Source organism: Halomonas sp. 72, assembly GCF_052379785.1.
In the GTDB taxonomy this organism is placed as follows: Bacteria; Pseudomonadota; Gammaproteobacteria; order Pseudomonadales; family Halomonadaceae; genus Vreelandella; species Vreelandella citrativorans.
Genome location: NZ_JBQSYY010000011.1, coordinates 74,464 through 96,026 on the forward strand (window position 1 = coordinate 74,464; position 21,563 = coordinate 96,026).

General features: G+C 57.1%; 16 protein-coding genes and 1 pseudogene. 10 read left to right on the top strand and 7 right to left on the bottom strand.

Annotated elements, in window-relative coordinates; translation table 11 throughout:
- Positions 1 to 2 precede the first annotated feature (2 nt).
- The gene (locus tag ACT3T6_RS11480) at positions 3 to 434 is read left to right on the top strand and encodes a GNAT family N-acetyltransferase (RefSeq protein WP_193053932.1); all 432 of its coding nucleotides are present in this window, start codon (positions 3 to 5) and stop codon (positions 432 to 434) included.
- A gap of 244 nt (positions 435 to 678) precedes the next feature.
- Positions 679 to 1,080: a nuclear transport factor 2 family protein gene (locus ACT3T6_RS11485; RefSeq protein WP_193053931.1), complete on the top strand. Its 402-nt coding sequence runs from the start codon at positions 679 to 681 to the stop codon at positions 1,078 to 1,080.
- Positions 1,081 to 1,341: 261 nt separating this feature from the next.
- Here ACT3T6_RS11485 and ACT3T6_RS11490 read toward each other — a convergent pair whose 3' ends face one another.
- The gene (locus ACT3T6_RS11490; RefSeq protein ID WP_087111822.1) at positions 1,342 to 1,824 is read right to left on the bottom strand and encodes a GlcG/HbpS family heme-binding protein; all 483 of its coding nucleotides are present in this window, start codon (positions 1,822 to 1,824) and stop codon (positions 1,342 to 1,344) included.
- Between the two features lie 223 nt (positions 1,825 to 2,047).
- Between ACT3T6_RS11490 and ACT3T6_RS11495 the strand changes: the two genes are divergently transcribed.
- Both ACT3T6_RS11495 and ACT3T6_RS11500 read left to right on the top strand, forming a co-directional pair.
- Complete coding sequence (locus ACT3T6_RS11495) at positions 2,048 to 2,617, top strand: pyridoxamine 5'-phosphate oxidase family protein (protein WP_193053930.1); 570 nt, start codon at positions 2,048 to 2,050, stop codon at positions 2,615 to 2,617.
- Entirely contained in the window at positions 2,617 to 2,754 is a 138-nt protein-coding gene (locus ACT3T6_RS11500) for a hypothetical protein (RefSeq protein ID WP_172116041.1), read from the top strand. Before ACT3T6_RS11495 ends, ACT3T6_RS11500 begins: the two co-directional genes overlap by 1 nt.
- On the opposite strand, the gene ACT3T6_RS11505 is transcribed toward ACT3T6_RS11500, so the two are convergent.
- Together ACT3T6_RS11505 and ACT3T6_RS11510 are read right to left on the bottom strand one after the other, a co-directional pair.
- Positions 2,751 to 3,053: a helix-turn-helix domain-containing protein gene (locus tag ACT3T6_RS11505; RefSeq protein ID WP_172116042.1), complete on the bottom strand. Its 303-nt coding sequence runs from the start codon at positions 3,051 to 3,053 to the stop codon at positions 2,751 to 2,753. The two genes, ACT3T6_RS11500 and ACT3T6_RS11505, sit on opposite strands and share 4 nt — an antisense overlap.
- 285 nt (positions 3,054 to 3,338) lie before the next feature.
- Complete coding sequence (locus tag ACT3T6_RS11510) at positions 3,339 to 3,728, bottom strand: ester cyclase (protein WP_193053929.1); 390 nt, start codon at positions 3,726 to 3,728, stop codon at positions 3,339 to 3,341.
- Positions 3,729 to 3,827: 99 nt separating this feature from the next.
- Here ACT3T6_RS11510 and ACT3T6_RS11515 point away from each other — a divergent pair, with 99 nt between their 5' ends.
- Complete coding sequence (locus tag ACT3T6_RS11515; protein ID WP_193053928.1) at positions 3,828 to 4,163, top strand: zinc ribbon domain-containing protein YjdM; 336 nt, start codon at positions 3,828 to 3,830, stop codon at positions 4,161 to 4,163.
- Between the two features lie 27 nt (positions 4,164 to 4,190).
- On the opposite strand, the gene ACT3T6_RS11520 is transcribed toward ACT3T6_RS11515, so the two are convergent.
- Complete coding sequence (locus tag ACT3T6_RS11520; protein WP_193053927.1) at positions 4,191 to 5,084, bottom strand: LysR family transcriptional regulator; 894 nt, start codon at positions 5,082 to 5,084, stop codon at positions 4,191 to 4,193.
- 153 nt (positions 5,085 to 5,237) lie between these two features.
- Between ACT3T6_RS11520 and ACT3T6_RS11525 the strand changes: the two genes are divergently transcribed.
- The 4 genes and pseudogenes from ACT3T6_RS11525 (at position 5,238) to ACT3T6_RS11540 (ending at position 10,127) form a co-directional block, all read left to right on the top strand.
- Positions 5,238 to 6,446: a YbfB/YjiJ family MFS transporter gene (locus tag ACT3T6_RS11525; RefSeq protein ID WP_193053926.1), complete on the top strand. Its 1,209-nt coding sequence runs from the start codon at positions 5,238 to 5,240 to the stop codon at positions 6,444 to 6,446.
- Positions 6,447 to 6,448: 2 nt separating this feature from the next.
- The gene (locus ACT3T6_RS11530; protein WP_193053925.1) at positions 6,449 to 7,057 is read left to right on the top strand and encodes a glutathione S-transferase family protein; all 609 of its coding nucleotides are present in this window, start codon (positions 6,449 to 6,451) and stop codon (positions 7,055 to 7,057) included.
- 646 nt (positions 7,058 to 7,703) lie between these two features.
- Entirely contained in the window at positions 7,704 to 8,525 is an 822-nt protein-coding gene (locus tag ACT3T6_RS11535) for a hypothetical protein (protein ID WP_193053924.1), read from the top strand.
- Between the two features lie 170 nt (positions 8,526 to 8,695).
- Positions 8,696 to 10,127 (top strand): annotated as a pseudogene (locus ACT3T6_RS11540) (IS1182 family transposase).
- Between the two features lie 241 nt (positions 10,128 to 10,368).
- On the opposite strand, the gene recD reads toward ACT3T6_RS11540, so the two are convergent.
- Positions 10,369 to 12,684, bottom strand: a complete 2,316-nt coding sequence (recD, locus tag ACT3T6_RS11545) for an exodeoxyribonuclease V subunit alpha (protein WP_193053923.1) — start codon at positions 12,682 to 12,684, stop codon at positions 10,369 to 10,371.
- Entirely contained in the window at positions 12,681 to 16,442 is a 3,762-nt protein-coding gene (gene recB / locus ACT3T6_RS11550; RefSeq protein WP_193053922.1) for an exodeoxyribonuclease V subunit beta, read from the bottom strand. Before recB ends, recD begins: the two co-directional genes overlap by 4 nt.
- A 245-nt stretch (positions 16,443 to 16,687) precedes the next feature.
- Here recB and pncB point away from each other — a divergent pair, with 245 nt between their 5' ends.
- Entirely contained in the window at positions 16,688 to 17,866 is a 1,179-nt protein-coding gene (gene pncB, locus ACT3T6_RS11555; RefSeq protein WP_192528190.1) for a nicotinate phosphoribosyltransferase, read from the top strand.
- A 30-nt stretch (positions 17,867 to 17,896) separates the two neighbouring features.
- On the opposite strand, the gene recC is transcribed toward pncB, so the two are convergent.
- Entirely contained in the window at positions 17,897 to 21,523 is a 3,627-nt protein-coding gene (gene recC / locus ACT3T6_RS11560) for an exodeoxyribonuclease V subunit gamma (protein ID WP_193053921.1), read from the bottom strand.
- Between the last annotated feature and the right edge of the window lie 40 nt (positions 21,524 to 21,563).

Consider the following 21,563-nt stretch of genomic DNA (forward strand, 5'->3'; position numbering starts at 1 on the left):
ACATGCACTACCGCCCCATGACGATTGAAGATTACGACGCCGCCGTAGCGCTATGGTTGAGTACCGAAGGCGTGCGGTTGCGCGATGCGGACTCCCGCGAGGGCGTTGCCCGCTATTTGCAGCGTAACCCCGGTTTAAGCTTTGTGGCGGAAGCAGAGGGAAACGTAGTGGGCACGATTATGAGCGGCCATGATAGCCACCGGGGCTTTATTCAGCATTTGGCGGTCGCGGCTTCACACCGCAACATGGGGGTCGGCTCACAGATGGTGGCGCTTTGCCTGGAAGCGCTTAAAAATGAAGGCATCCAAAAATCCCACTTGATGATTCTGGTAGAAAACGAAGCCGGTAAACGCTTCTGGAGCAACCTGGGCTGGGAGTTTCGGAGTGATATCGCGCTCTACTCGTTTATTAACGGCGGCGGGCCGAACGCCTAGAACTCTGAGTGCCTTGGTTTGGCCGAGTATGGATAGCCGAATTTGCTGCAACCATTCAGAGATGGCGCTACCTGCTTTTTAGTCTCCCAGTTTAGGGTGGATGAAGCCGCCTGCGCAGCACTCTTTCAGGCTGGGTTAATTCACGCCGGTTTACGAAGCGGGAATATATGCTTTCTATAGAAGGCGTCGCACTATATAGACGCAGCTTTTTACAATGATATTCAACGTCTATAGGAACACATTTATGTCTGATGCACAGAACGCTGTAAACATTGTCAGCAACTTCCTGGAAGCCTCTATGGCACCCGACCCAGAGCTTGCGGCCACCTATATGGCCCCCGATGTCGTTATCACCTTCACCGGTGGCCGCGCCATGGAAACCCCGCACGCCATTACCCACTTTAATGCTGGGCGTTATGCGTGGGTTAAAAAAGCGCTAGGGCAGTTTGATTGGACGGTTCACGAGGACCACATCGTTGTCTACTCCAACGGTACGTTATACGGAGAATGGCCAGATGGACGTCCTTTTGCAGGCAACCGCTATTTGGACCGGTATGAAGTGCGTGAGGGCAAAATCACGCGCATGGATGTATGGAACGACAGTGCAGAGTGGATATTAACGCCTGAGCTTAACCGGCAGTCTTAATCAGCGTGTGTGGAGCTGGGCACATCATAATGCGGGTGGCATGGAGCGATAGGGTGTGCCTTGTTTTAAAGCAACTGCTCATTTAATTATCAGATAGACAAGTAAGGCTATACCGACGGGGTGTTAGTGCATGACTGCAAAAATATCCGGATAGGAAAATGCCAGTCAGGCTTAACGGACTGGCATTACCGCCTTGGCGGGATGATGCGTGAAAGCGAGACGCTGAAAGTGGGGATGATCCCACCGAATTACACAAACAAATTACTCGGCACCGATCTCATCGAGCCCGGCACGGGCGCAAGACGCGTCGATATCGCCCGATGGTGCACCACCTACACCAATACCGCCGACCAGCTCACCATTGATTCGTATCGGCAGACCACCTGCCTGAACCACCATCCTGGCATCCATGTTGTGCATCCCATCATTCCCCGGATTGCCACCGATAAATCCGGCCAGGCCAGCGGTGTCACGCCCCATGCTGGCCGAAGTGAAGGCCTTGCCTATGCTACTGTTGATGGTATGCGGCCCAGCATTGTCGGCGCGTAACAGCACTTTCGTTTCACCGCTACGAGCAGCGATAGCAACGCTGACATTGTGGCCTTCGGCAGAGCAGGCATCCAACGCAGTCTGCGCAGCAGCCAGGCTCATGTCGAGCGGTAAATAAGGCGCTGTTGGAAGATCTTGCGCCATAACGGAAACAGGAGCCATCAACACGGCAGCCAAAGTAAGATTACGAATCATTTTACGTCCTCGGTAAAATTAATATTCATATTGATGCTCTTAACCTATAGCAATGTTTAATAAATATTCAAAGTTTAAATTACTTTGTAGTGCTCTCAAGAACACCTATACAGGCCGAACGCGTTAGCGGGCGTGCTGACGCTGAGGGTTTTCGTCGCATGCTATAAGCCCGGCAGCTATTCAGTGACGCTGCCTTTTCAGCCATTACTTTTAAAGGTGCCCCATGGCGTTGAACCCCCACTCTTGGGCAGAAGAGCTACCGCTACTGCATGACCACCTTTGGGCGCGCCTGACCCAAGGTGTCAGCGACCGCCACGCACCGGCGCGTTACCTCACCTTGGCCACCGTTAGCGAAAGCGGCTTGCCGCAAGCCCGCACGGTAGTACTCCGCAGCGCTGATAAGCAGGCGGCAACGCTTGCTGTCTACACCGATATTCACTCAGGAAAGATCAGCGCTCTTCGCGCTAACCCTATGGCCGCGCTGCACGTATGGGATGCTGCTGAGCAGCTCCAAATACGCATAGAAGCCAGCGTCACTGTTCTGACCGGCGAAGCCGTAAGCGAGCAGTGGCAAAGCCTGCCGGAACACGCCCGCATCGCCTATAGCAGCGGGCTGGCGCCGGGCGAGCCGATTGCGGCTTCACTGGATTACACCAAAACGCCGGATGAAAGTGCTTTTGCAGTGTTGTGGATGGATGTTCAAGCGATAGAAGCGCTGCACTTGGGTCCAAGCCATCGCCGCGCCGTATTCTCGCGTGGTGACGGTTGGGCAGGGCAGTGGCTGGTGCCGTAATGGCCGCGCAGGCCAACACCAATGGCTGGCACATTTTGCAGGAGCGGGCTTCAGCCCGCGATGGCGTAGGCTACTTATTCAAACCAATACTCATCGCCGCTCATATTGTAGGCACGGAAGGCAAAGAGATTCATTAAACAGGGAAGCCATGATGGCTACCGTCCGGCAGCTCAATATCTACACGGACACGACCACCCATCGCTTCAACGTAGCGTTTAAGTGAGCTAAGGCGCATATCCTGGCCCACCTTCTCCAGTCCCGCTACGGTCGGCTGCCTAACACCCATTGCATCTGCAAGTTCAGTTTGCGTTTTCTCTGCCAGCAGACGAATTTCGGCTAGCCTGATCTCAAACAGCATATCGCTTGCCTTCGCTTCTGCCGCCGCAACGATCTCTGGCTTTTCTTTTGCCAGTAAGTCTTCAAGCTTGCGTGCCATTGTGACTACCTCACTTTAAGGTTTCCAGATGAGCCGCATACTCTCTGTCGGCAACTGGAATCATTTCATCGTAAAAGCGTTTGTCGTTCCCGCCTTTTATACTGTATCGCTCGGCAAAATAAACGATAAGCAGAAACGCGCTTCACTATCCCAGCAGGCGAGGTTATCGGCTGGTCGGATCGAACTGTGATTCGCGCAACGGATACCCCATGACGATGCGTTTCTGGAAAACCTCGCCCTGACAGATAACCTGCAGGCAACCGAACAAGGATGGCATTTGGAGCCTCAATCCAGCTGAGCTTCTATCGCGGTCTTGTCGATCACCGACCAGACTTCCTGAATCTTATTATCACGGAAGAGGTAGAACGCGTTCTCGCAAAACGTCACTTTTTTGCCGTCCACCGCAAGGCCGAGGAAGCTACCTTTCGGGGTTACATCGAATCGCAGCCTGCACGCAACGTGGGGTGAATCAGCGGCCAAAAGCTCAATATTGAAGTGAAGATCGGGTATCTGCTCATAATCGGCTTCCAACATGGCACGATAACCATCAAGCCCTAGGCGCCTGCCGTTGTGGTGGACATTGTCATGTACGAACTGGCCAAGGCTCGTCCAGTCCTGATGATTGAGGCAGGTGATGTAATCACGGTACGCCGTTTCCAAGTCACGTTTGTTCATCCTGGTTCTCCTTTCCTGGGCTGGCGTGAAGGTATTCGCCAAGGGTACACAGGCTCAGTATCATAAGTAGCCTAAACCAAGCCACAGAAGTCATCGTTCATGTCGTGCCTACCGTGCCCCCATTGCCAATCTGAATTCGTCTATCAGGATCAAAGCCTGTTCATCTGCCCCGAGTGCGCCCACGAATGGAGCCCTTCTGAGGCTGAGGCAGAAGACACCGTGACGGTAAAAGATGCCCACGGCACGCTGTTAGCGGAAGGCGACAAGGTAACGATGATCAAAGACCTCAAGGTCAAAGGTAGCTCACTGGTACTCAAGGTAGGCACCAAAGCCGTTATCAAGCGGCTCGTGGATAGCAAGGATCACCAACTGGACTGCAAGGTCGATGGCGCAGGCGACATGATGGTAACCGCTCATTTTGTGAAAAAGGCCTGAATAAGAGCCGGAATTCCACTATCCACATCACGACGCCGTAAGCTGAGGCTCATCCACTTCCACCGCGTCACACAACGTTTCAGCAAAGCTTGCCAGGGCAGGTGTCCAGGTTTCCGGTTCGGGGGCGACAAAATAGGTATCGATGTGGGCAATAGAAGCGGGCAGCGCCAGTGTGTGAACCCCGAACCGGTGCTGATGAGCGTCAACCGTTCCACGCGGTAATACCGTATAGCCCATCCCGGCAGCGACGCAGCCCAGCATCGCATCCAGCGAGCCGAACTCAAATATCCGGCCCGCATTGACGCCATAGGACGCCAGCAATAGCTCGATACGCTGGCGGTAGCTGCACCCTTGGCGAAACGCCATGAAGGCAGACGCCAGCAGCGCTTGTGAAGAGGGCATCGTCGTCATGGGCATTGAGCCCACTAAGACAAGCTCCTCGCTAAACGCTTTAAGCACGTGGTAGCGGCTATGCTCAAGCCGCCCCGCCACGAAGGCACAGTCCACCTGGCCATTGAGCAGCAACTCGACCAGCTCAGCCGTTGGCCCGGTCTTGAGCTGGATATCAACATCAGGCTGCGCTGCGTGATACGCCGCTAGTATTGGGGGAAGGCGCAATGCCGTCGTGGTTTCCATGGCGCCTATTCGTAGCCGCCCACACGCCTTCTCCTGGCCCTTAAACAGCGATACCGCTTCATCATGGGCCGTCAACATGCGCTCAGCGTACTCCACCAGCGCCAAACCAGCACTTGTCGGGCGAACACGTCCCGCACGATGAATGAGCTGTACGCCTAACTCCTCCTCAAGTTTCTTAATATGAGTCGTCACGTTAGATTGCACCGTGTGCAAGCGTTTTGCCGCTGCCACGAAGCTGCCTGTCTCGGCCACCGCCATAAATAGTCGCAATGATTTAAGCTGCATACTCACCTTTCTGCCAAGCCAGCGTTATCTCAAAAAAAGATAGTAACTATCAAAACAAATCGTTTCTAGAAATAGTTTCTCGCGCGTAGTCTGGCTGTGCAGTACCGCGCTGCCCACCTTGCCCGAAAGGCGGCACAAAAAGGACACAACCTGATGAGCCGAACATTTACTTCCCACGATTTGCCCGCCCTGATGACCGGCATAATGGCGACCCTAGCGGGGATCGGCATTGCTCGCTTTGCCTACACGCCATTATTACCGGTGATTATTCAGGAGGGTTGGTTTACCGCAAGCCAGGGCGCCTACTTGGGGGCCGCCAATCTGCTGGGCTACTTTATCGGCGCGCTTGTCGCCCACTCCCTGAGTGAGCGCTTTTCTACGCGCCACGTAATGGGGGCAAGCTTCGCAGGTATCGCTTTAAGCTTTGTGCTTTGCGCTGGGGAGGGCGGTTTCACCTGGTTCTTCTTCTGGCGCCTGGTGTCAGGCATTGCGGGCGCCATTTTAATGGTGGTTGGCCCTTCGCTGGCGTTGGCGGCCACGCCCACAGAAAGGCGAACCCGTGTCGGTGCCATGGTGTTTACGGGGATTGGCCTGGGCGCTCTGCTTTCAGCCTTCATCGTGCCGTTGCTGCTTGAATTAAGTCTCGCGTTTACATGGGGCGCGTTGGGGCTGCTCTGCATGATGGCGGGGCTTTTATGCGATCACGGCATCACTCGGCTGGCGTTACCTGCCACGGCCACCTCAACGGCCAATAAATCCAGGGAGTATTCGGGGGTAAAGGTCGTCGTGTGGCTGGTCATTAGTGCGTATGCCCTGGATGCGGTTGGGTTTGTGCCCCATACCGTGTTCTGGGTGGATTATCTCGCCAGGGAAAACGCACTAGGTAACCAGTTGGCTTCATTTCAGTGGGGGATCTTCGGTTTAGGTGCCGTGTGCGGGCCGCTCATGGTCGGCGCCCTGGCGCAACGAGCAGGTTGGCATTATGGTTTGGCGATTGCTTTTTTAGCGAAGGCTGCCGCTGTCCTGCTGCCGGTGTTCTCGCTAGCGTTGATCAGCCAATCGGTTTCCTCTTTTATGGTAGGGGCGATGATCCCCGGCATTGTCGCACTCACCTCGGGCCGCCTTGCTGAGCTGGTAGGGCCAACTGCCCACAAGAAAATCTGGGGGCAAGCCACCGCCGCTTTTGCTGCTGCCCAGGCAGTGGCTGGCTATGCCATGTCGGCACTCTATGGCGTTTGGGGCACTTACTCGCCGCTGTTCGCCATCAGCGGCCTCATGCTCGTCGCAGGCTTTTTGCTGGTGCTGCTTAGCCGTGGTTGGCAGCAGCGCAACGCGGCGCTTACTGCTCAAAACAGGAGATAATAATGGAACTCTACCTAAACGCTACATCGCCCTATGCGCGCCTGGTGCGTATCGTGCTACTGGAAAAAGGCCTGAGCGACGCCGTTACGCTGAAGTGGTGTGACCCCTGGGCAGACGACCCCGCACTATTAAAGGCCAACCCCGCCGGGCGTATTCCTGCGCTAGTCACCGAGGAAGGCATCACGCTCAGCGAATCAATGCTGATTGCTGTTTATTTGGATAGCGCTTATCCGGAGAAGCCCGTGTTGCCACCATCTCACTTAGGCGAGGTGTTGCACTTGGCGGGATTGGGACAAAACCTCATGGAAGCGGCGTTTACGACGGTGATTGCCAGAAAGCACAGTGGAAATGAAGTCGACAATAGCGTGCTGGGAGCACGGCGCTCGCGGGCCATTCAACGGCTGCTCGAACAATTGAACCGCGAGCTTGGCGAAGCGCCAATGGCCTCGACTCTTAGCCTCGGTGATATCGCCGCCGCTGTCACATTGGATTACCTCGCTTTCAGATTGCCGGAGGTAGCGTGGCAGGGGACCTATCGACTGCTTGCTTCGTGGCACCAGGGTGTGATCACACGTTCGAGTTTTCAAGCGACAGCGTTTACCACACCTTAACGGTGATCCAGCGACGAGGAGAAAAGGCCACTGCAACGCTACCGACTAAAAACTAACTCGCCGCGGTGGGATTAATCTAAGTTAACTGCTAGTCTCGGAATATTAGAGCGAAAAACGCCGCAGGGAACACACGATGCAGAATGCTTGCCAACGGTTCACCCTACCAAGCAGCTCATACAAGGGCAGGCTAGCGGTATTCTGCATGGCTCTACGGACGGTTGCCCCCCGCGAACGCGGCTATCTGCCACGCCACTACTTTTCATGCAAAGGTGTGCCGGTAGACGACTTATTCAGCGTTTCAGAAACCATGACTTACCGACCTTTTAAAAGGACATACAGTATGTTTTTCGTTGGGTGAGATTTCAGGGTGTTGCTTGGAGTTATGGGCAGCCGGTTGAGTCTATGGCGGGCGGGGTAGGATCTTATGAGTCAATTGATAAATGATATCTTTAGACCCTGAGCGGCTATGCCGGGAAATACAACAGGCGCGAATTTTGGATATGTGTCCTAATTTTGATTAATGTTTCAGAGGGTCATAGGCTTGGGATAATCTGGTAGGCTGCATTTGCTGGGAAAAAGTGCCAACACGTTTATCCAATCATAGAACGCGCCGTCTAATACCTGTTAGGGCTAAAAGGAACACAATATGGCGGATGAAAATAACCCGGGCGATGAAGTCCCAAAAGGGAAAAGAGTAGCCAAATATTCGCGAGGAGTACTTCAAGCTATAGGTGGTGCTGTTCCCTTTGCTGGCGGGGTATTTTCGGCCATAGCCGGTGCATGGTCCGAGGCGGAACAAGGTCGAGTTAATCGGTTTTTCGAGCACTGGGTCAGGATGCTCCAAGACGAGCTAAAAGAAAAAGAAGAAACCATCATTGAGATTATGGCCCGGCTTGACCTCCAGGATGAGGCAATCGCTAAGCGAGTGGAAAGCAAAGAGTACCAGTCGCTCGTAAAGAAGACTTTCCGAGAATGGGCGGGTGCCGAAAGTGAAGAGAAGCGCATCTATATTCGGAATATTCTATCGAACGCCGCCGCATCCACTGTCTCCAGCGACGACGTTATTCGAATGTATATTGACTGGATCAATCAGTACTCGGAAATGCATTTTCAGGTGATCGGTGCAATATATAACAGCGGCGGGATTACGCGCGGGGAAATATGGCGAAAAATTGGTAAAGGGCCTGTGCGGGAGGATTCGGCTGATGCTGACCTGTACAAGCTTCTTTTTCGTGACCTGAGTACAGGCAGTATTATCCGCCAACACAGAGAAGTAGATCGTTTCGGCAACTTTGTGCCAAAGCCCGTCCAAAGACGACCTAAGGGAAGTGGCCCCAAGCCGGCAGTATCGGCGTTTGACGAGAGTGAAGGCTATGAGCTTACAGGGCTAGGGCAACAGTTTGTCCACTACGCAATGAGTGAGTTACCACCGAAAATCGAATTTAAACCCGATGACGAAGAGCCCTAACAATCGACTGCACGGCGACCGATTTCTGCCGCTTCGCGGCTCCAAGCCGGCGCGTGAGCCGGACGTTAATGCCCTATATCAGTAGCACTTAAAAGGCAGCTCCTGGCCGAGGCTGTGTGAAAACGTAGTACCGACTATACTCTACCCATGACAGATCGTGGGAGGTACCGATGAAACGTTTCGTTGCAGGTGAATCCCGGTCCCAAGCTACGTTGTTTCCTGAGCTTCTGGATGATTTCGTTACTGAAGACAACCCGGTTCGGGCCATTGAAGTTTTTGTAGACGCTCTCGACCTCAAACAGCTGGGTTTCAAAGGTATTGATCCCCAGGCAACGGGTCGGCCCGCCTATCACCCCGCTGTACTTCTAAAAATCTATCTTTACGGTTACCTCAACCGCGTGCAATCCAGCCGCCGACTTGAACGTGAGGCGCAGCGGAATGTTGAACTCATGTGGCTAACGGAGCGCCTCGCACCGGACTTCAAAACGATTGCCGATTTCCGCAAGCACAATGGCAAAGCGATCCAAGCCACCTGTCGAGACTTTGTCGTTATATGTCGGCGTCTAGGGCTTTTTTCACAGTCGGTCATGGGCAATCGATGGTAGCAAATTTAAGGCAGTCAACAATCGAGACCGCAACTTTACCTTGGCCAAAATGAAACGCCGCGCAGAAGAAATCGATAAGAGTATCGAGCGCTATTTACGCCAACTCGACGCAATGGACCAAGGCTCCACCGTTGTCACAGAAGCGCAGACGACAGGGTTGAAGGAAAAGATCGCCTCCCTCACAGAAGAAGTTCAGCAACTGCAATCCATTGAAATTCAAAGGACCGAGGCCCCTGATCAGCAAATCTCGTTGACGGACCCAGATGCTCGCTCCATGACGACGCGAGGAACGGGAATCGTGGGCTACAACGTTCAGACGGCTGTCGATAGCCAGCATCATCTGATTGTCGCCCATGAAGTCACTAATGTCGGCAGTGACCGGCGTCAGCTTTATCGGATGGCCAAGCAAGCACGCGATGCTAGCGGCGTCAGTGATCTCCACGTCGTCGCTGATCGCGGTTATTTTACAGGTAATGAAATTCTTGCGTGTCATGAGGCCGGTATTACGACGTATCTCCCTAAGCCCAAAACTTCGCCAAACCAGGCCAAAGGTATGTTTCCCAGGGAAGCGTTCCGATATGTGCCTGAACGTAATGAATATCGCTGTCCCGCGAGAAAGCGGCTTATTTGGCGCTTCAAGAACGTCGAAAAAGGCCAGACGCTACATTGCTATTGGAGTTCGGCCTGTCCGAATTGCTCAATGAAGTCGCAATGCACCACAGGTATTTATCGGCGCATTAAACGCTGGGAACACGAAGAAGTATTGGAGGCGGTAACATCACGTCTGGATCAGACGCCGGATATAATGCGCACCCGTCGTCAAACGGTTGAACATCCCTTTGGCACGTTGAAAGCGTGGATGGGTGCGACACACTTTTTAACCAAAGGGCTTAAGAACGTCGGAACGGAAATGAGTCTTCATGTGCTTGCCTACAACATGAAACGCGTCATGAATATCCTTGGCCCCAAGGGTCTGATCCAGGCATTGCGGGCATAAGGCCTTAGTCCGGACCTAGCTCTGCCAAGCTTGCGGTAGCCAATAACGCGCTTTTGTAAGGGCTTCTTAGGCTTTATCTCGATTAACGTCGGATTTGGCATATGAAATGAAAGCGTTCTGATCTGTCTTGCTAGCCGATAGTCGTGCCAATACGACTGAACACTGTCACCGCCAACTGATTTTTAGGTTTTCACACAGCCTCGGCCGATAGCTGACAATGCTAGAACTGGTGATGTAAACTTTAATTAATTCCCGTCCCACTAACCCGCATCACCTCCCTCACCACCGCATCATTCAAAATCCCCCGTTTGGCTTCCACCAACGTAAGCCATTCGCGGGCGCGGGTGATGCCGGTGTAGACAAGCTCCCGCGTCAGAATCGGGTTGGGCGTTTGGGGTAGCAGCAGCGCGGTGTGCAAGAACTCCGAGCCTTGGGATTTGTGTACCGTCATCGCGAATACGGTTTCTACCGCGTGCAGGCGGGAAGGCAGTACCCAGCGGATGGGATTTTTCGTATCGCTGGTCGGGAAGGCGACTCTATATAAGGTTCTTCCTACGCTGCGCGGGTCGGGTACTGCTAGCGTAATGCCAATATCGCCGTTCATTAGCCCCAGGCTGTAGTCGTTTTGCGTGACCAGCACCGGGCGGCCTTCATACCAGCCTTTCTCTAGTTCGATATCGCTTGCGCTTAATAGCGTGTGGCTGCGCAGTACCTTGGCGATGCGTAAGTTCAAGCCTTCTACGCCCCACGGCCCTTTGCGCAGTGTGCAGAGCAGTTGGAAGTGGCCGTAGGCGTTTAGTACGTCGCTGGCCCACGTGTCGTAGGCCTTTTTGTTTTCCTCAAAGGCTAGCGTTACCTCGGGGCACTGTTGGTCCAAAACCGTGAGGTAGTGCCGGTAGCCCGTGGGTGGCGCTATCTCCTCATTGGTTTTCTTATCAAGGCGGCCTTTACCGGCATTGGGGAAGCGCTCCGGGGAGCCGGTCACCACCAGGCGCTCCAGGGCGCTGTCATTTTCCCCGCCTAGCCCCAAATGATGCAGGTCGGCGTAGCCGTGGCGCAGGGCGCTGTGTACGGCGTTCTGTTTATCGCGCTCGCTAAGCGTGGCGCTTAACGGCTGGTTAATCGCCTCGGCCAACTGGCCAATGCCGCTGGCGGCGTCAAAACGGTGGCTTACCCGCAGCATGGTAATCGCCTGGTCGAGGGGGTGGCCGTTGGGGCAGGTTAGCGCTTCGGGCAGCGGGTGGCCGGTGAGATTGGCAAGCCACTCGGCGGTTTCTGGCGTGTAGTGGGCGGCCTCGGCGCGTCGGCATAAATCACCGAGTACGGCACCGGCTTCTACAGAGGCGAGCTGGTCTTTATCGCCCAGCAGCACCAGCTTGGCGTGGGCGGGCAGGGCGCTTAACACGGCGGTCATCATTTCGATATCGACCATGGAGGCTTCGTCGATCACCAATACGTCCAACGCCAACGGGTTGTTGGGGGTGTGGCGGAAGTGGCGGGTGTCGGGCCTAGCGCCTAGCAGGCGGTGTAGGGTGGTGACTTCTGTGGGGATGGAGGCACTTAGTTGTTCAGTGCATGAACCTTCGCCGAATGAATTCGGCTCCCACAATTCACTCTGCTCCCATAGCGCCGCAAGGTCTTCGATAGGCAGCTGGCTTACCTGCCCGGCGATGGATTCATTGAGCCGGGCGGCGGCTTTGCCGGTGGGAGCGGCTAAGCGAATGCGTAGCGCCTGCGTTGGCGAATGGGCCAGTTGCAGGGTTTGCAGCAGGGCGAGCAGGCGCACAACGGTGGTGGTTTTGCCGGTGCCGGGGCCGCCGGTAATAATCGCAAAGTGGCTGCGCGTCGCCAGCGCGCAGGCGACCTTTTGCCAATCCAGTGTGCCGTTGTCGGGGAACAGGGTGTTCAGGGCTTGTTGGAGCAGGCCTGAATCAAGCACATCACTACCCATCACCGAAAGCGGCTCATGCCCCATTGCCGTGTTAGCGCCTTCTTCAAGCGCCAAGCGAGCGGCGATTTCCTGGTGCAGGGTTTGTTCGTACTGCCAGTAGCGGCGCAGGTAAAGCCGGGTGGTGTGCGGGGTGTCGGAGCGCACCAGCGGTGTGTTGCCGTGGCCGTTGCTGATAAGCGTCGGGTGCTCAAGCGCGGCCTGCCACTCGGCGAGCGTTAGCGTGGCTAATACCTCGCTGGGTAGCGGCGGCGGGTCGCTTAGGTCATCGCCTTCGGGTGGGAGCGATAGGGCGAAATCCGGAGCGTTCAGCGTGGCGTTTAAGTCCAGGCACACATGGCCTCGGCCCAACTGATGGCTGGCAAGCGCGGTGGCCAGCAGAAGCAGCGGCGGCACCTGGCCTCCCTCGCGGGCGAAGAAGCTGACCAGCGCGCGGTCCAGGTCGCGTAGCCAACCTCTGGCGACCCAGCGCTCGCAAAGCGCCATTAAAGTGCCCGTATCGTTCAGCGCAGGGTGCCGTTGGTGGTCAGGTGCTACTGTGCTGTTACGCGGTGTGGCAGGCGCAGGCTCGCTTTCGCCGAACAGGTCCAGGGTTTGTGAATCTTTCATGCCGTTTCCTTAAGGCCAGCGCCGTTGGCTGTGCTTGCAAATAACGCATCCAACGCTTCAATCAGCGCCACCGGGGCAGGTTCGGGGTGTACGCCGCGTGCAGGCGTACGGCTGCCACGCAAAAATACGGTCAATGACCCGCCCAAATGGACGTGCGGGTCGTAGTCGGGTAGGCGGGCTTTTAACAGCCGGTGCAGTGCCAGCAGGTACAGAGCGGCCTGTAGGTCGTAGCGTTTTTCCAGCAGCGCGGCACTCAAGGCATCAACGGTGTAGGCGCTGTCGTCTGCGCCCAGGTAGTTGGATTTCCAGTCCAGCACATAAAAGCGCCCATCAAATTCAAACGCCAAGTCGATAAAGCCTTTGAGCATACCGTTAAGCGTATCGGCATCCAGCGCGGGCCGGGCAAGACCGGGAAGTAAGTGCTGGCTAACCAGCGCATCCAGCGCCTGCGTATCGACCTGGTGGGCAGCAAACCAGAACTCCAGTTCTACCTGATAACCGCTTAGCTGTTGAAGCGCCACGGCACTTTGCTGGCCGGGAAGCGGCAGTTGAGTGCCGAGCAAATCCTCAAACCAGCCTGCCAGCGGTTCATACCATGCTTGCCAACCGCGCAGTTGCAGGCGGCGGCGCAGAGTGTCTTCACGGGCGGCGGTGTCTTCAAGCGCCTTGGCAAAGCCCAACTGGCCTGCCCATTCCAACAAGCCGTGTAGAAAGGTGCCGGGGCCGGGGCCGCGAGGGAAACGGTGCAGGTGGCTTGCGTTTGTACTCGGCTGGTCGCTGCCAACTGGTAATGGGGAGTGAGTGGTTACACTCGCCATGGGCTGCCCGGTCAATGGAGAACCTTGCAGCAAATCTTGCGGCTCATCCAGCACTTCAAACGTGGTGGCTTCCTGGGGCGTGGTGGGTTCCGGCGTGGGGGCAGCGGTTGATAGCAGCCCTGAGATGCCGCCCGTGGTGCGCAGCGCCGAGTAACTGGCGATCCACCACTGCTCGCGGGCCGGGCGTGTGGGCGTGCGCGCTTGCCCCAACGCTTCTTGCTGCTGGGCGGGCGTAAAGCACTGCGCGGTGGGTGCTGGCGCAGGCTCCAGGGCTATGTCGCTTTTATGAACCAGCGCGGCGAGCGCTTCGCTGAACTCGTTGGGCGCAATGTAGTTACCGCCGTTAAGCAGGTAACCCAGGGCGCTGCCTTCGCCATCTTTTAACGGCGCAAGCCCCAGCCAGGTGGCGTGGCGGGCGCGGGTAAGCGCCACGTAAAGCTTGCGTAAGTCTTCGCCTAACCGTTCGCGGTCGGCAGTGGCGAGTGTTTCTGCATCGGCGCTTAGGCTTAGCTGTAAATTGCCTTCGCCATCGTGCCAGCGCAGCGGCACATCGCCTTTTTTAGTGGGGCGATGGTTGGTAATAAACGGCAGAAAGACCAGCGGGTACTCAAGCCCCTTGGATTTATGAATAGTCACGACCTTGACCAGGTCCGCATCGCTTTCCAGGCGCAGCTTGTGGCTGTCGCCGTGGCTTTCCGGGTCGGCAATCGCTTCCGCCAGAAAGCGTATCAGCGCGTGTTCGCCGTCCAGTTCCTGGCTTGCCTGCTGAAGTAGTTCGCCCAGGTGAAGCAAGTCGGTTAGCAAGCGCTCACCGTCGGTCAACGCAAGCAGCCGGGCAGGAATATCGAAGTCCACCATCAGCTTGCGTACCAGCGGCAGCACGCCCTGGCGCTGCCACAGGCGGTGGTAACGGCTGAACTGCTCTACCCGGGCCTCCCAGGCAAGCTCGCTCTCGTTAAGGTGATCAAGCTCGTTAAGGCTCACCCCTAGCAGCGGCGTGGCAAGCGCTGCGCGCAGCTTGGCTTCCGCCTGGCGTGAATTGGCCTGGGATTCCGCACAGGCGCGCAGGCAGGTTTCCACTTGCTGGGCGATAGATGAGCTAAATACCTTGTCGTGATCCGATAGATAAACGCTTTTAACCCCACGGCTGGCAAGCGCCAGGCGAATAGCGCGGGCTTCCTGCAGGCCGTTCACCAGCACCGCCATATCTGAAGGCTTGAGTGGGGTGAGTTCGTCCTCGGTTTTAAAACCCGCTTGCCGCTTGCGACCCGCTTCCAGCAGGGCGGTCATGTGGGAAGCGCAGCCTTCGGCCATTTCAAGCTGGTAGGCGGTTTTGGAAAGCGGCTCGTCAGCCGCCATTTGCCACAGCGTCATGGCGGGCAGTGGCGCGTCGTTCAACACCAGCTGGTCGGCGCGTCCTTTGGCGTCTACCGGTAAAAACGGCAGGGGGTTATCGCCGCCTTGTTCACGAAATAAAAACGCGCCCGCTTCGTGCTTGTCGGCGTAGTTAAAGCAGTGGTTAACCGCCTTGACCATCGCCGCACTTGAGCGAAAGTTAGTGCCCAGCGTAACGTGGCGGCCATCGGTGTCGTGGCGGGCTTTCAGGTAGGTGAAAATATCTGCGCCACGGAAGGCGTAAATGGCCTGCTTGGGGTCGCCAATCAGCATCACGGCACTGTCGCGGCGCGGTGATGCGACGTTATATACCGCGTTAAAAATGCGGTACTGGATTGGGTCGGTGTCCTGAAATTCGTCAATCAGCGCGACCGGGAACTGGCGCTGGATTTGGGCGGCCAGCGCTTCTTTATTGGGGCCTTGCAGGGCGCGGTCGAGGTGAGTGAGCAGGTCGTTGGGGCCCATTTCAGCGCGGCGCTCCTGCTCGCGTTCCAGGCGCTTGCGGCACCACTGCACGGCGTGAATTAACAGGTCGTTGCGCGGCTCGGGCAGGGCATTAAGCTCGCCGGGCAGTTGGGCGAGCGCTTCCCACACCGCTGGGCAGGGCGGCGTGCCCACTTTCCAGATATCGGCCATGCCCTCAGGCGTCATGCGCCGCCAGGCGGCATCAGTAAGCTGGGGGCGGTCAGCATCACTGGTGCACCAGTCACGCAGCGCGCCCAGCCAGTTGGCGCGGCTTTTGGCGTTAAAGCTTTGGCCCTTAAAGGCTTTTTGCTGGGCGGCTTCTTCCAGCGCGGGCACCACATCGTTCAACCATGCAGCCCAAGGGGCTTTTAACGTGCTGAGTTTGGCGGCCCGGGCGGCCTGGCAGTTCGTCAGCGTTTGCAGAGGTGCCGGGCGTTGTTCGCCCAGCGCGTCGCACTCGGGCAGTAGGCGTTGCAAGCTGGCGTGCAGGTCGTCGGGGGATTGCCAGTAGCTAACAATGCTTTCCAGCGCGTCGCTCTCAAGGGCGTAGTAAAAGCTGCGCCAGTAGTCGCGAACGACGTCCTGCTCTAGCTCGCGCTGGTCGTTCTCCAGGTTCAGCGAGAACAGGCTGCCGCTATCGAAAGCGTGTTCGCGCAGCATGCGGTAGCACCAGCTGTGAATAGTGGAAACGGCGGCTTCGTCCATCCACTCGGCGGCCAGTGCCAAGCGCCGTGCGCAGGCGGGCCAGGCCGAGGGTGGGTACTCACTGCGCAGCTCAAGCAGTAGTTTGTCGCCTGCGTTTTCATCACTGCGAAAAATCTCAGCGGCTTCCACCAGCCGGTTACGAATCCGCTCGCGCAGTTCCTGGGTCGCGGCATTGGTAAACGTGACTACGAGAATTTCCGGCGGCGTGAGCGGGCGGATAAAGGCGTCGTCATCCTCTTTGCTGCGCCCACCCAATACCAGGCGCACGTATAAAAGCGCGATGGTGAAGGTTTTGCCGGTACCGGCGCTGGCTTCGATCAGGCGGCTGCCGTGCAAGGGCAAGCTCAAGGGGTTGAGTGGGGCGGGGTGGCTCATCACTGGTCTCCAGGAGCAGGCGCTAGCAGGCACAAAAACAACACGCCCCGGATGGGGCAAATAGGGGCGGCTGGAGAACTATATCGCGATGACCCTTAGGGAGCAAAAAGCAGCGAGCAAAAGCCACAAGCGAGCGGGTTGGGCTGGGAGCCAGCGCCATCACCTGATAATCTTGTCGGCTAGCCACTTTGCGGGCGACCGGTTTACGCTACCGCGGCTTCTGTTCACGTTGATGATGAGACTTCATGCTGACCTCGCTTCTGGATAACGACTTTTACAAAATCACGATGCAGAACGCCGTGATTAAACGCTTCCCGTATGCCCATGCGCGCTACGCTTTTATTAACCGTGGCGCGCATGCCTTTCCAGAAGGGTTCGGTGCTGCATTACGCCATGAAGTCGATAATATGGCGGCGCTTCGCTTAAACGACGAAGAGAAGCGCTATCTCGAAACGACCTGCCCTTATTTGGACCCCACTTATCTCGATTTTCTGGCCGGGTTTCGTTATGACCCCAGCGAGGTCATTATCGAGCAGCAGGGGGCGGACCTTTCCGTGGTGATTGAAGGCCCGTGGTATCGCACTATCCTTTGGGAAGTGCCGTTGATGGCGCTGATCAGCGAGCTTTGGTATCGGTTGCGTGGTATTACGATTACCCCTGAAGCGGATGCGATGATCGAGCAGAACGCCCAGGAAAAAATCGAGCTTTACCACCGCATGGGGCTCAAAATCGCTGAGTTTGGTACGCGTCGACGTTTCTCCTTTAATGTTCACGACCGTGTGGTGGGCGCGCTTCGCCATCACGGCGGCGAGTCGTTTACCGGTACCAGTAATGTGCTACTGGCGATGCGCCATGATGTGAAGCCGATTGGTACGCACGCCCACGAGTGGTTCATGTTCCACGGTGCCCGGTTTGGTTTCAAAATGGCCAACAGCCTGGCCCTGGAGCATTGGGTGGATGTGTACCGGGGCGACCTGGGCATTGCGTTAACCGATACGTTTACCTCGCAAGCCTTTTTCGACAGCTTTGATAAGAAGTTTGCCAAGCTGTTTGATGGCGTGCGCCACGATAGCGGCGACCCGATCGACTTTGCCTCACAAACCATCGCGCACTATGAGCGCCTGGGCATTGACCCGCTGAGCAAGACGATCATCTTTTCCGATGCGCTCACGCCGGAAAAAATCGAGCGCATTCATGCGTTCTGCAAAGATCGTATCGGCATGGCATTTGGTATTGGCACCAACTTCACCAACGATGTGGGCGAGGAGCCCATGAACATGGTGATCAAGATGGTCGAGGCGCGCCCTGAAGGCCAGGGCTGGCTGCCGGTCATCAAGCTTTCCGATGTGGCCGAAAAGAACACCGGCGACCCCGAAATGATCTCGCTGGCCAATCGAATACTCCTGGTTAACCACCCGCATTAAGCGAAGCGCGTCTTCTTTTACCGAGCAGCGCTACTCTTTCACCGCACGGTAGAGCGGCAGATAAAGAGCATCTGCCAGGGCGGCGAAGCGGAGGGCGGGGTTAGCCCCTTCCTGGTGACCCTCGTTAAACAGCGCTTCAAAGCTGGGCCATTGGCGGGCGAGGTAGGCGCTTTGCGCGACTTCGCCGGTTTGAAAGCGCCCGCCTTCATAGGTGCTTGCCGCTGCGCTAAAGGCGTCGCTGTCGGCGGTGCTGTCCACCGTTCCCTCTTTACTCAGCCAGGCAAATGCTGCTTGCGGAGCAAGGGGCAGCGGCAGGGTCATTCCCGCTTTCCAGCACTGCACAATAGTCGCTAGATGGCCTTGGGCGGTATCCGCTGCTAGCGGTTCAAAGCGCGCATGGCCTGCCTTGGAAAGCAGCTGTGTGGTCATCGGCGACACCGCATTGGCAGCCAGGTGGGCCACCCAAGGGCGGAGTAGATGCTGCCAACGGTACTGCCCTCGACCACGCGCATTACTAATCAAGCTGTTACTCACCAGCAGCAGGCGGCAGCGCTTGCCGCTCTCATCCGTGCGCAGTTCGTTAATCCAGTCGTTGACCGAAAGTTCGTGGGCGTTAAATGCGACCGCTTGAGGGGCTTCCACGGCGACGGGCCACTCTTCGAGCGCTTTCCGATAGGCATCAAACAGCGCCTGCATGGGCTCGGCCAGCGATTCGCTCATGCGCTCGCCAAAAGCGCCTACCGCTAGCACGCCTTGGCCCTTGATGCGCTCAAGCGCGGCAAACATGGCGTCTTCACGCGGCTCGCCGTTGTCTACCGCATGGCGCTGGGCGGCAATCAGTTGGTCCTGCAGTTGCCAGTGTTGTAGGCCGTTAAGCACAAACGGCTCGACGTCTAACTGGGTCAGCACTTCCTGCTCAAAATACACGCCCAGGCGAGTGTTGAAGAACGCCTTGGCCGGTTCACGCAGAAAACTGCCTAGCTGGGCAAGCGTCAGTGGGACATCCTGGTTAAATTCGAGCAGGGCGCTTTGCTGTTTATTTGGGTTTTCCTGTGAGGCGAGCAGCGCGTGCTGTTCGTGGGCATCGCGCCATTCATGTACATAGGTAAAGAGCCGGGCCTGGGAGGCTGAACTGCCGGGCTGGGCAAAATAGCGATGGCTAAACGGTTGTAGCGGGTGCTCGGTGGTCAGCGCTTCAATCAGTGGCTCGTCAGCCTGGTGTTGGCTTACCCAGCCTGCCGCCAAGTGATCGCGCAGTTGGCCGACCAGCACGGAAGGCGGCATGGGGTTGTTGTCGATCTGGCTGCGGCCCACCCAACTGATATAGAGCTGCTGGCGCGCCGACAGCAGCGCCTCCAGAAACAGGTAGCGGTCATCCTCCCGGCGCGAGCGGTCGCCGGGGCGGTAGTCGCTGCCCATCAGGTCAAAATCCAGCGGCGGTTGGGAGCGTGGGTATTCGCCGTCGTTCATGCCCAGCAAACACACCCGCTTGAAGGGAATGGCGCGCATCGGCATTAACGTGGCGAAGTTGACCGCTCCGGCTAAAAAGCGCTGAGAAAGGCTGTGCTCATCAATTTGCGAGAGCCAGTGTTCACGCACCATGGAAAGCGGCAAATCGTCATTCAATTTGGCCTCTTCGGTGCTGTCGAACAGTTGCTGAAGCGCGCCTTCCAGCTTGGTCAGCATCACGCTCTCTGCTGCGTCATCGGTAAGAAAGTAGGTTTCCAGCAGTTCACGTAGCCGAATCACCCAGTTGGCGGCGGTGGTCGGCTGGCAAAAAATCTCCCACGTGGTTTCCAGCTTCTCAAGCAGTGTTGCCAGCGGCCCGGCAAGCGAGGCTTCAAGCCCGCCAATGTCATCAAACGGCTCGATACCCTGCCACGCATCCGCCACGCCCACGGTGTAGCCCAACAGCAAACGGCGCAGGCCAAACGCCCAGGTGTTCTGGCTTAAGCCCTGGGGCAAATCAAGCCGGGTGCGCTGCTGGGCGTTTAAGCCCCAACGGATGCCCGCACCCTCAATCCAGCGGTTTAGTGTGGGCAAATCGCGCTCTTCAATGCCAAAACGGGCGCGCAGGGCGGGCACGTCTAACAGGTCGAGCAGGTCGCTCACCGAGAGGCGCAGCTCCGGCAGGCGCAAGAGCTTTTCCAGCGCAATCATCAGCGGCAGGCGGTGGCGGCTGGCCTGGTCTGAAAGGGTGTAGGGAATATAGCGCGGGTCGTCGCGGCCAAGCGTGCGGTAGCTTGAGCGGTATTGACCAAACACCGCTTCAATATGCGGCGCGTAGCGGTCAATGTCCGGCACCATAACGATGATATCTCGCGGGCGCAGCTCGGGGTCGGCGCTGAACGCAGCCAACAGCTGGTCGTGAAGAATCTCCACTTCGCGCTGGGGGCCGTGGGCGATATGAAACACAATCGAGTCGTCGTGGGTTGCATCAACCGCAGGCCAGGTCGTTTGGGTTTCGGCCACTGGGCGCAGCTCGCGGATATCATCCTGTAGCTGGCTGAGCAGGCAGGCGTGCTCGGGCGTACTGAACGGTTCAAACATATCAATACGCAGCGCTTGTTGCTCAAACAGGGTTTGGTAGTTGCCTGAATCATCGTGCTCATCCAGCAGGCGCAGATAGTCGCGCCCCTGCTTGCCCCAGGCCGCCAATAGCGGTTGGGCATGCAAATGCAGCGCGCTATCTACATCGCCGTCGCCGAGTACGTCCAGCGCTTCGGGCATGCCCGTTTTACGCTGTTGGCGGTAGCGGTTGGCGCGCAATAAATCCTTGTGTTCGATGATGTCCGCCCAGTAAAACTGGCAGGGGTTATGCACGCACAGCACGATTTGGCAGCAGCGTGAAAGTGCCGCCAGGGCTTCCAGCGTTTGCTGAGGCAGCGAGGAAATCCCGAAAATAATCAGCCGACGCGGCAACCCCGGCGGGCAAGCCTGGCCTTCCAGCTGTTCGGCAACCTCTAAAAAGCGGCTATGCACTTGGGCGCGGCTGCTGTTAAGCCCGGCCTCGCCCTGGGAGGCAGCAACATCATCACGCAGGGCACGCCATAGCTCGGGCTGCCAGCGCTGGTGTTCATCCAGCGGGCGCACTTCGCCGCGTGCGGTAATGAGTACGTCCTCGCCCCGTGCCCAGGCATCAAGCCAGTCGGCACGGTACACCTGGTATTGGTCGAATAAGTCCGCCAGGCGCTCGGCCAGTTGATAGTGCTTGCGCTGGTCGCGGTCGGTTTCCAAAAAGCGCGCCAGCGGCGCAAAGGCGGGCTTCTCAGCGAGGCTGGGCAGTAAGCGCAGCAAGCGCCAAACCAGGCGCGATTTATCAAACGGTGAGGTTTCAGGCACCGCCTGGGCATCACCGGTAATATGCGTTAACACCGTGCGGTAGGCCTGCCATAAAAAGCGCGCAGGCAGGGTAACGTTCAGCGCCGCCGCAATGCCCGCGCCGCCCTGTGCCGGGTCTTCCGCCAGTGCCAGCTTTAACCACTGCCCAATGCCGTTGCTCTGCACCAGAATCGTCTCGTTCTCAAGCGGGCCTAACGGATGAAGGCGCATCCACTCAACCGCTAGCCCGCGCAGGTCTTCCAGGCGGTTGGCATGCACCACCATAAAACCCGGCGTAAGAGGCGATGTATTGGCAAGTAGCGTGGATGACGACATGCGGCGATATTTCCTTCAAGGCAGTAGCGATAAGGCACAG